The sequence below is a fragment of the Nocardia vinacea NBRC 16497 genome (assembly GCF_000308835.1).
Classification (GTDB): domain Bacteria; phylum Actinomycetota; class Actinomycetes; order Mycobacteriales; family Mycobacteriaceae; genus Nocardia; species Nocardia vinacea.
Map to the genome: position 1 here is coordinate 1 of NZ_BAGN01000112.1, position 10437 is coordinate 10437.

The 10437-nt window shown below is 66.6% G+C and carries 11 protein-coding genes; 8 read left to right on the top strand and 3 right to left on the bottom strand.

Annotated elements, in window-relative coordinates:
- The coding region (locus ON44_RS15020; RefSeq protein WP_040690408.1) for a S8 family serine peptidase at positions 1-885 on the top strand (885 nt) is incomplete at its 5' end.
- 184 nt (positions 886-1069) lie between these two features.
- Here ON44_RS15020 and ON44_RS15025 read toward each other — a convergent pair.
- A complete protein-coding gene (locus ON44_RS15025) occupies positions 1070-1549 on the bottom strand; it encodes a winged helix-turn-helix transcriptional regulator (RefSeq protein WP_040690410.1) in 480 nt (159 codons plus the stop codon).
- 85 nt (positions 1550-1634) lie between these two features.
- On the opposite strand from ON44_RS15025, the gene ON44_RS15030 reads away from it, so the two are divergent.
- The 4 genes from ON44_RS15030 (at position 1635) to ON44_RS15045 (ending at position 6071) form a co-directional block, all read left to right on the top strand.
- On the top strand, positions 1635-2870 hold the full coding sequence (locus ON44_RS15030; RefSeq protein WP_051182053.1) for an MFS transporter: 1236 nt from the start codon (positions 1635-1637) through the stop codon (positions 2868-2870).
- 435 nt (positions 2871-3305) lie between these two features.
- Positions 3306-4694 carry a three-helix bundle dimerization domain-containing protein gene (locus ON44_RS15035; protein ID WP_245567161.1) on the top strand — a complete coding sequence of 463 codons (1389 nt, stop codon included), beginning with the start codon at positions 3306-3308 and terminating at the stop codon, positions 4692-4694.
- 289 nt (positions 4695-4983) lie between these two features.
- Positions 4984-5763: a hypothetical protein gene (locus ON44_RS15040; protein ID WP_157187162.1), complete on the top strand. Its 780-nt coding sequence runs from the start codon at positions 4984-4986 to the stop codon at positions 5761-5763.
- 101 nt (positions 5764-5864) lie between these two features.
- Complete coding sequence (locus ON44_RS15045) at positions 5865-6071, top strand: hypothetical protein (RefSeq protein WP_157187163.1); 207 nt, start codon at positions 5865-5867, stop codon at positions 6069-6071.
- 102 nt (positions 6072-6173) lie between these two features.
- On the opposite strand, the gene ON44_RS15050 is transcribed toward ON44_RS15045, so the two are convergent.
- Positions 6174-7013 carry an alpha/beta fold hydrolase gene (locus tag ON44_RS15050; RefSeq protein ID WP_040690413.1) on the bottom strand — a complete coding sequence of 280 codons (840 nt, stop codon included), beginning with the start codon at positions 7011-7013 and terminating at the stop codon, positions 6174-6176.
- Positions 7010-7600, bottom strand: a complete 591-nt coding sequence (locus ON44_RS15055) for a TetR/AcrR family transcriptional regulator (protein ID WP_040690416.1) — start codon at positions 7598-7600, stop codon at positions 7010-7012. The genes ON44_RS15050 and ON44_RS15055 overlap by 4 nt, the downstream gene beginning before the upstream one ends.
- Positions 7601-8176: 576 nt before the next feature.
- On the opposite strand from ON44_RS15055, the gene ON44_RS15060 reads away from it, so the two are divergent.
- From ON44_RS15060 to ON44_RS15070, 3 genes are all read left to right on the top strand, one after another.
- Positions 8177-9007 carry an alpha/beta fold hydrolase gene (locus ON44_RS15060; RefSeq protein WP_040690466.1) on the top strand — a complete coding sequence of 277 codons (831 nt, stop codon included), beginning with the start codon at positions 8177-8179 and terminating at the stop codon, positions 9005-9007.
- A gap of 74 nt (positions 9008-9081) precedes the next feature.
- Positions 9082-9819, top strand: a complete 738-nt coding sequence (locus tag ON44_RS15065) for an SDR family NAD(P)-dependent oxidoreductase (protein WP_040690418.1) — start codon at positions 9082-9084, stop codon at positions 9817-9819.
- A gap of 16 nt (positions 9820-9835) precedes the next feature.
- Positions 9836-10399 carry a GNAT family N-acetyltransferase gene (locus ON44_RS15070; RefSeq protein WP_040690420.1) on the top strand — a complete coding sequence of 188 codons (564 nt, stop codon included), beginning with the start codon at positions 9836-9838 and terminating at the stop codon, positions 10397-10399.
- Positions 10400-10437: the final 38 nt, after the last annotated feature.

Below are 10437 nucleotides of genomic sequence, written 5' to 3' on the forward strand. Positions count from 1 at the left end.
GAAGACCTGCTGGCGAACCAAGGCGGTGTGATCGGCGGTGCCCCGTCGGCGGATGCGGGCTGGCGCAATCACGGCACCGCGGTGGCCGGGGAGATCAGCGGTGATGTGAACACCTTCGGTATCACCGGCATTGCCGCCGATGCCGCCATCCGCGCGGTCTCGGTATTCGACGCGGGCTCCGCGGCCGCTATCCGGACCGCGGCCGACGCACTGAGCGCGGGCGACATCATCCTGCTCGAGTTGCACCGGCCCGGACCCCGCCACAACTTCCAGAACCGAGAGGACCAGGCCGGATACATCGCGATCGAATGGTGGCCCGACGACTGGGCGGCCATCCGATACGCGATCGGACGCGGCGTCATCGTGGTGGGCGCGGCGGGCAACGGATCCGAAGACCTCGACAGCGCCCTGTACGACACCCGACCCACCGACTTCCCGACCTCATGGCGCAACCCGTTCCGCGGCGGCGCCGCCGACTCCGGCGCCATCCTGGTCGGCGCGGGCGCCCCGCCACCCGGATTCCACGGCCGCGACCACGGACCCGCACGCTCGCGACTCGCCTTCTCCAACTACGGATCTCGCGTCGACGCCCAGGGCTGGGGGCTCGAAGTCACCACCACCGGATACGGCGACCTGCAGGGCGGCGCCGACGAAGACTACTGGTACACAGACACTTTCAGCGGAACCTCGAGCGCATCGCCGATCGTCGTCGGCTCCATCGCCAGCTACCAAGGCTTGGCCGCCGCAGCCGCCGACCGCAAGACACCGTCGGAGGTACGGGCCCGACTCCGCGCGACCGGTTCATCCCAAGTCGACGCCCCGGGCCGACCCACGACCCAGCGGATCGGCAACCTGCCCGACATCCAGGCCATGATCGCCCCATAACCACGGCCGCTCAGCTTTGTCGGCTACCCACGTGTGTGGCGAAAATGGTTGCGGCGCAGAATGTGTCGGCTGATACCTGTCACCAGCCGACCGACTGGGTTCCCGCACACCTTCGATGCCTCGCGCAAACGAACGCACCGCGCGACACACCGGGTCTCCGCCCCGAAGGTGTGCGTCGCGCCGTTCACGCTTCTGCCACCGAGGCGTCGTGTTCGCCCACCTTGCGAACTCTGGTGGTCGCCGCGGTGACGGTCTTGCCCTCGCGGTTTTCGGTGCGCAGTTGGGCGACGGGGCTGCCGTGACGGTCGACGAGTGTCGAATGGTGTTCGTTGTCGGTGAACGTGTGCCGTTCTCCCCATTGGCGCAACGCCACAACGATGGTGAAGAGATCCTGTCCGGTTTCGGTGAGTTCGTAGGTGTGCCGCTTGCTGCCTGGGGCCGTGCTCGTGGTGAGGATGCAATGGTCGACGAGCCTGCGCAGGCGATCGCTGAGGATGTTGCGGGCGATCCCGAGCCGCTGTTGGAATTCGGTGAACGTCGCCGCCCCGTCCATTGCGTCGCGCACGATCAGCAGGCTCCACCGGTCGCCCACGAGGTCGACAGTTCGCGCGACAGGGCACGTGGGATCGGTCCACTCGCGGCCGGAACCGAGCTTCGGGGTCATGGGCCTCCTCCCAATCGGTTGCGATTCGAAACCATTATTACCTACTCTCAAATGGTTGCATTTTGCTACTGATTCGGGAGGTGTGGTGGCTACAACAGTCACAAGGCCGCAGCGATTCGTCCTGGCGCTGGTGTGCGCGGTGGCCGTATCGACGATCTATGCGATCCAGCCGGTACTGGAGGCTGCGGGCACCGGCCTGGGCTTGGCGCGCGAGTCGCTGGGCGGGCTGGTCGCCGCCGGGCAGATCGGCTACTTCGCTGGGCTGGTCCTGCTGGTCCCCCTCGGAGACGTATTGAATCGTCGTCGACTCATCACCGTGCATCTGGTACTCATCGCCGCGGGGGCCGCGGTCGCGGCCGCCGCCCCGAACGGTGCCATCGCGGTGACGGGGCTGGCGGTCGCAGGTCTGTTCGCGGTTGTGGTTCAGGTGACTGTCGCCTATGTCGCCGCCGTCTCCGCGCCGAGCGAGCGGGGCCGCAACATCGGCGCTGCCACCTCCGGTGTGGTGATCGGCATCCTCGGAGTCCGCGTCCTCGCGGGTGTCCTGGGCGACACGGTCGGCTGGCGTGCCGTGTACGCGCTACTCGCCGTACTCTGCGTGGCGCTGGCCCTCGCCGTTCGCGCGACGCTCGCCCCGGACCGTAGAGCTCCCGGCGCACGCTATGCGCAGGTGCTGGCATCGATGGGGCGGCTCGCGCGCACCGATCGCCTGTTCCTGAGCCGAGGCCTGATCGCCTTCTTCGTTTTCGCGTCCTTCGGAACCCTCTGGAGCGGCCTCGCGCTCCCACTCGGCACCGAGCCCTGGGACTTCGGCACCACGCAGATCGGCCTATTCGGATTGGCGGGCCTGGCCGGAGCGCTCGGCGCCGCCCGCGCGGGACGTTGGGCCGACTCCGGTCACGCACAGGCGATCACCGGTTCCGCACTGGCGTTGCTCACCGCCTCCTGGCCGCTCATCGCCCGGACCGACGCGACCCTGTGGCTGCTGATCGCCGGAATCATTCTGCTCGACTTCGCCGTCCAGGCAGTACATGTCAGTAGCCAACACCTGCTGACCGCAGCGCACCCGCACCGCGCCAGCAGCGTCATAGGCGCCTACATGGCCTTCTATTCCCTCGGATCCGCTCTCGGCGCGATCACGACCACCTGGGCATACAGCACTTGGGGATGGTCGGCTTCCTGCTGGGTCGGCGCAGCATGTTCCCTGTCCGCACTGGTTGTGTGGGCACTGGCCCAGGTCACCGGCAGCACTCAGCGCAGTGCTGCGAGTTCGCCCGATCCTCGACCGAAGTGTCGAGAAACGGCGCCCTTATCCTGCTGACCAGCGGCCTGTACCGGGGTCGACGCCATCACCGTCGACAACGCCATCACCGACCGCGACATCCGCCTGCCTGTTCGTGAACGACTTCCAGCCATCCCGGCGACGCGCGAGTTGAGGAAACGTATGGACAACGTTGGGTGGCGAAAGGTGAATGGCCCATTGAACTTTCGGCGTGAGTCCGGGAGCGGTCCGGGGTGGTGCGGAGCGCCGATGAGATGGCATCGGGGCTGCAATTCCCAACCCTGACCTGGGCTGCGGTGGTGTGTAGTGGTCTGCGGCATGTGTACGGGCACAGTCGAAATGGGACTCACCCGCCAGCAATGGGGGGTTTCACCGGTGTAATGCCGACCGAAAAATTTCGGTAGGGTTCGGCGGCGCGGACAGGGGCGGGGTGCTGTCGCGACCGGAGATCGATGTGACGCCGAGGAGACTGTGGTGGGTGTCGTTACTGTCCGCGAAGAGCAGGCAATTCAGCGGTTGACCGACCGCCTGGTCGACGACTACCCGGCCGATCAGGTCGACAGCGTGGTGGGCACGGCGCGGCAGCGGTTCGAAGGCCATCCGGTCCGGGAATTCGTCCCGATTCTGATCGAGCGGATCGCGCGCCGGGAGCTAGCGGCATCGACAACAGGGGCCGAGTCCGAAAGCGTTGCCACGCAACCGAACCCGCGTCAGCAGCCGGATCCGGCGCGGGGGATGGGCCGAATCGTGGCGTCCGGCGGCAACCTGGTCGCCGACAAGCGGCTCATGGCGCTCGCGGCGGCGGTTGTGGTCGTCGTCCTCGCATTGGTGGTCGCGTTCGCGGTGCGACAGCCCGACCAGCCCGCTCCGGCCAGCGCGACGGCGGCCCTGACCACGGTGCACGGTGTCGTCGGCTCGGAGAAGATGGCGTTCTTCGAAGACCCGCGCGTCGTGGAAGCCTTGGCCCGCAAGGGTGTCGAAGTGAAGGTCGATCCGGCCGGATCGCGGCAGATCGCCACCTCCATCGATCTCGGGAAGTACGACTTCGCGTTTCCGTCGAGTGCGCCTGCGGCGGAACGGATTCAGCGTGCGCGCAATATCAGCACGAAGTACACGCCGTTCTCCTCGCCCATGGCGATCGCGACCTTCCAGCCCATCGCCGATCTGCTGACCGCGGCGGGTGTAGTGCGTCCGGGGCCGGTCCCGACCTTCGATATGGCCCGGTACCTCGAACTCGTGCGCAACGATGTCGAATGGGACAAACTCCGCGACAACACCGTCTACCCGGTGCACAAGAACATCCTGGTCTCCACGACGGACCCGCGGACCTCCAACTCCGCCGCCATGTACCTGGCCATCGCCAGCCACGTCGCCAATGACAACACCATCGTGCAGGGCCCGGCCGCCGAGCAGGCCGTGCTGCCCACGGTGTCGCGGCTGTTCGTGCGCCAGGGCTACACCGAGAACTCCACCGACGGCCCGTTCCGCGAGTACCTTGCGACGGGTATGGGCCCGACACCCATGGTCTGGATCTACGAAGCCCAATTCGTCGAGGCGACCGTCCGCGGTCAGATCAAACCCGGCATGGTGCTGACCTACCCGTCCCCGACGGTGGTCTCCCAGCACACCCTGGTGCCCCTCACCGCGCCCGGCGATCGCATCGGCCGCCTGCTGACCACCGACCCGGACCTGCAGCGCCTCGCCGCCGAACACGGTTTCCGCACCAGCGACCCCGGCCAATTCGCCAAGGTCGCCGCCGATAACTACATCCCGGTGCCCGGCGACGTGATCGACGTGATCGACACACCCACGATCGACACCCTCGAACACCTGATCGACAGCGTCACCAAGTCGTACAACTGACCTCGCAGCCGCAGCACCGGGGCCTATCGGCAGACCCACGGCCGCCGAGTGCCTCGGTGCTGAGCTGGTATTGCGCTACCTTTTCGCCAGGGCATCTACCGGCGACCCATATGTCCAGGTCATGACCGATTGCCGAGGCGGCGCGATCGGAGGATCGTGGAACAAAAGCGGGCATATCGGATCGGGGAGGCCGAGTAGCGGGGGTCGGGGATTCGAGTAGCCGGACACTCGTGGCACGGGGATGTACTCGGGCCAGGCTAGGGGAGGGGAAGAAGAAAGGAGCGTCCTCATGAGCGGGATGTTCACCAGGACGGCGAGATATACGGCCAGATATGCGGGTCCATATCGGTCGGCGCCGACGGTCGGGACACACGGGATGGTGGTCTTCGGGACCGGCACCGACTGTTATTTCTCGCATCGGCCGATGTTCTTCTCACCGTTCGACTTTCAGGTGCTGCTCGATATCGGGTTGGACGAGCGCGGCAGTCGGGCGCTCGGCGCCGATCGACGCACCGGATTCCGCGGCGGCCATGCCTTCGAACCAGCGGACCTCGCGCTCACCGACCTGGATCCGCGCGCGGATCATCCGCGAACCACGTTTCGGGGCAACCTGATTCGCGGCCATCTGGAGCGCGGGGGCATCGTGATCGCACGTGACGTCGTGGCTACCGTGCGCAACATCGTGTCCTTCACCCACCTCGATCCGCATCCGCTGCGCAGTGCGGAACTGCTGACCCATCTGTGCTTCGGCCGGGAGGGCAAAATGTATGTTGCGCACCGGATCAGGCGGCGGCCGAGCTTCGATCAAATCGTCTCGGCCCGGCTCATCCCCGGCACCGTCACCGACCTGCTCGGCGCCCCGCTGTCCGTCGATGTCACCGAGTTGGTGTTCGACCAGGCGCAGCCGATCATCCTGGGGCAGCGAGACTTCGCCGGCCAGCGATTGCGGGTCGGCGAGATCGCGGTGGCGGCGTTCCATGCGACCGATACCGCGGGCGGCCGGGAAGGCTTCCTCGTCGACATCGCCGTCGAGCGGCAGCTCTATTTGGAGGTCGCCGACCTGGTGTGATGTCAATACGCCGGAGGTAGCTGTTCGAGACGGATCCGATCGGAGTGCGAATCGGTCGGTGGGAGGACGACCGCTCGCGGTGCGGCCGTTACCTTCGGTGGTTGCGGCCGCGGGTCGCGGTCATCGGCGGGACGGTGCTGTATCTCGCGTGGTCGATATGGGCGTTCCTGCCGGGTTCCGGTGGAATTGCCGAGGTCGCGGAGGTGCTCGATGTGGTGGCAATGCGCGAGGGCTACACGGGCAGCTTCGACGTATCTGTCGGTTCCAGATTGCGGCGGTCGGAATACGTTCCGGTGCAGCGGGTTTGACTGGCTCGACGATGCTGAGCGTGCACTTTCGTTTCCGCCGTGCGCTAGGAGTAGTACACGTTCAGCATCGTTCGAAACATCTGCGTCCCGCGGACGCGTGGGTCAGCGATCGGCAGTGACCGTCAGCGCCTCCAAGAGAGCACGAGCGAATTCGGCCGGAGCTTCCCGCACGCCACTGTGCCCACCCGGGAACTCGACCAGCGGTCGGTCCAACTCGGTCGCGAGGGTTTCCGCGGTCCGATAGGGCAGTTGGCCACGGGTTTCCCGACCCGCGGCCAGCACGAGGCGGTCCACGACAGCGGCGAGCGCGGCCGTATCGGGACGGTAATCGGTGACCGCGCGCAGTTCATGAGCGAACATCAGCGACGCGTTACCCATGAGACGGCCGAGCATTTCGGCGGTGCGGGCCGGGACCTCGGCCGCATCGGGCAGCGGCTTCGAGGCGACGCCGACAGCCCGCATGAAGCGCCCGCCTGCGACGGCGGGTCCCTGGTCACGGGCGAGTTCGACCACCTCCTCGACCATCGCCCGGTGTGCGTCCGCATCCGGCAGGACCGCGAAGCACGGCGGTTCGTGGGCGACGACCAGGCGCAGCCGTTCCGGATGGCGGGCGAGTAGGTCGAGCGCGACGACCGCGCCACCGCTGACGCCGGCGACATAGGCGAATTCGCCTGCGGGCGTGAGGTGTTCGAGCAGACGGTACGCGTCGTCGCTGAGCACGTCCATCCGCTGGTCCACGGGTTCGGGAACATCCAGGACGCTGCGTGAGTACCCGCGTGGGTCGGCGGCGACGACGGTGAAGTGCTCGGCGAGAGCATCGGCGATCGGGTCGAAAATCCCGGCGTCGCCGCCACTGCCCGGCAGCAGGAGCAGCACCGGGCCGTTACCGCGCACCTCGAAATACAGGGTGGCGCCGGGCACTGCGAGGGTTTCGGATCTCACTGCGATTTCGCTTTCTCGTCGGTCGGCCAATGGGTGAGAGTGATGTGCAGGGCGTCGATAATGCGGCCCCAGGAGGCGGCGGTCGAGCGGGCGTGGCCGAAACCGCCGCTCGCCTCCAGGTTGGCATAACCGTGAAAAGTGCTGCGCAACAGGCGAACCGCGTCGGTGATATCGGGTTCGTCGAGGCCGTAGGCACGCAGCATCCCGTAGGTCAGGTCGATCGCCCGCCAGCCACCGGTCCATTCGGCGGCGACGGCGGGGTCCATCGGCATCTGGGTGGCGGCATAGCGGCCGGGATGTTCCAGGGCGTAACGGCGCCACTCGTCGGCAAAAGCCGCGAGCGCATCCCGACCGGCGCGCCCGGCCACCGCCGCGGCAATACGGTCGGTCTTCTCGTCGCTTGCCAGCATCGCCACCCGGTTGCGCAGGTCTTCGAGGTTCTTGATGTGTGAGTACAAGCTCGCGTCCTTGACGCCGAACTTCCTGGCCAGCGCGGCGACGGTGACGTTGTCGAAACCGGCCTCATCGGCGAGTTCCGCTGCCGCCAGCGTGATCCGCTCGGCGGTCAACCCGGCGCGTGGCGACATCGCACCTCCTCTCCTGAGCTAGGTTACCTAGTTTATAACCTAATAACCCTAGGTTTCACAAGTGGGGGTCCGGATCGGTGAAGTCGCGTATTCAACTAGCGCGGGTTGTGGGGATTCCCAATGGTTTTCGAAAGATGGACCGCCGCGCTCGGCCTCGTGCTTGTTGACCTCGGCTCGGCCTACCCACCGCCCGGTCGAGACGCGCACCCTTCCGTTGTTGCGGTCACGATGTGCTCGAGGTGCGGTTCACCGCAAGCAGTTCAGCGCGTCTAGGGGAGGGGAGCCCCGGCCTCCAGGAAGAACAGCCCCGCGATGGTTGCGTCCTTGTGCATGGACACTCGGAACTCGCCGGGCTTTCGCTCCATGCTCAGGGGCACGCGCACAACGGTGAGATCGCCCCGCGTGACATCTTGCTGATCCCCGTGCGATTGGTAGCGGCACTCCTTTTGGTATGTCGTCCAGCTCGACGCGAGATTCCGGAGGGCAATAAAAGTTGGTGGCGGACCGATTAATTCGTGCGGCCAGTCCGGTCAACATTCTCGGCAGATCCATGACTACTTGTTCGAGGAGATCTTGATGACCCCGACTTCGACCGCCACCACGCACAGCCTGGACGTGCCCGAGGCGCGACTGCACTACGAGGTGCGCGGTACCGGACCACTGGTCGTATTGGTCGGCGCACCGATGGATGCAGCGGCCTTCGCGCCGCTGGCGGAACTACTCGCCACCGACCGCACCGTGCTCACCACCGACCCGCGCGGCCATCAGGGCAGCGTGCTCGACGACCCGGAGCAGGACTCGACACCACAGCTGCGCGCCGACGACCTGGCCTGCCTCATCACCCATCTCGGCATCGGCCCCGCGGTGGTGTTCGGCTCCAGCGGCGGCGCTGTGAGTGCATTGGCACTGGCCCAATCCCAGCCGGACCTGGTCACCACCGTGATCGCCCACGAACCGCCGCTGGGTGAACTCCTCGACGATCGCGTCCAGGTGCGCGCCGGAACCGAAGACGTGATCGCCACCTACCGCAGCGGGGATGTGCTCGGCGCATGGCGCAAGTTCATGGCCAACGCGAACATCATGATGCCCGAACCGGTGCTACAGCAGGTGTTCGGCGGTGAACGCGACCCGCGCCAACTGGCCAGCGAGCGCTACTGGTTCGATCACGAGCTGCGCGGCACCACCACGTGGGAGCCGAATATCGCTGTGCTGCAATCGACTCCGGCCCGCATCGTAATCGGCATCGGTTCCGAATCGACCGCCCAGCACTGCGACCGCACGTCGCGGGCACTCGGCGAAGCCATCGGGGTGACTCCGACCGTATTCCCCGGCGGACACACCGGATTCGTCGAGGACCCCACCGGTTTCGCAGTCCGGCTGCGTGAGGTACTCGGAGGTGCTGCTTAGCTCCACAAGTCCGTCCTCTTCATGCACTCGGCCCAACCGTGCGAGCAGCGGGATGCTCGTGGCAGGGTAGCGGGATGAGTCGTGGTGTGTTGGTGACGGGTGCTTCGCGGGGGATCGGGCGGGCGATTGCGGTGGCATTCGCCGAAGGCGGCGACCGGGTGGCGGTGCATTACTCCTCCGGGCGGGCCGATGCCGAGGAGACGTTGCGGCGGTTGCCGGGTGACGGGCATGTCCTCGTCGACGGGGATATCGGTTCGCCAGAAGCGGCCGAAGCGATCGTCGCGGCGGCGGTCGAGGGGCTCGGCACCGTGCACGTGCTGGTCAACAATGCGGCGGTGAACCTTCCGCATCCCCTCGCGAAAACCTCGTACGCGGACTGGCAGCAGGTGTGGCGCAAGACCATGGACGTCAACCTTTTCGGCACCGCCAATGTCTCCTACTGCGCGGCCCGTCACATGATCGACAACGAGGTCCCCGGCCGCATCATCAATCTCGGCTCCCGCGGCGCATTCCGCGGTGAACCCGACTATCCCGCCTACGGTGCCACGAAGGCAGCCGTCCACGCCCTCGGCCAATCGCTCGCGGTGTATTTGGCCCCCTACGGAATCGCCGTCGCCTCGGTGGCACCGGGATTCGTCGCAACCGAACGCGTCGCGTCCCGCGTCACCGACGAGGTCCGCGCTCAGAGCCCCTTCGACCGCGTCGCCCAACCCGAGGAAATCGCCTCCGCCGTCCGCTATCTCGCCTCGCCGGAAGCGACATGGAGTTCCGGCGCAGTGCTGAACGTCAACGGAGCCTCATACTTGCACTGAACAGCTAGGGGGACACATGACACAGCAGCTACCACCTTGGCCCGACACGCCACCGACCTGCGGCCCGATCATCCTGCGGGAGTACACCGAAGCCGACACCCACCTCGCGATCGAGATGGGCGCGGACCCGTACATCCCGTTGATCGGGAGCTTGCCCGCTTTCCCGACCGCTACCGAGGCACTGGACTGGGTGCACCGTCAACGCGGCAGGCACGCCGCAGGAATCGGTCTTTCATTCGCCATAGCCGACGCCGAAACCGGCAACGCTGTCGGCGGGATCGGTCTTTGGCTGCAGGGCCTGGCGAAAGGCCGAGCGGCAGTGGGATATTCGGTCTCTCCGGCACATCGCCGCCGCGGATTCGCTGGGGCCGCACTACAAGCCCTGACAGCTTTCGCCTGGACCATCCCCACTCTGCACCGCGTCGAGCTCTATATCGAGCCATGGAATACCGGCTCGATCCGCGTCGCGGAATCCGGCGGATACTTCCGTGAAGGCCTGCTGCACAGCTACGAGGAGATCGGCGGCACCCGACGCGACATGCTCATCTACGCCGCCACACGCGACTCGGGCACATCCTGAAACACGACATCGCCGCACCCCGAGAGGGGTGCGGCGAT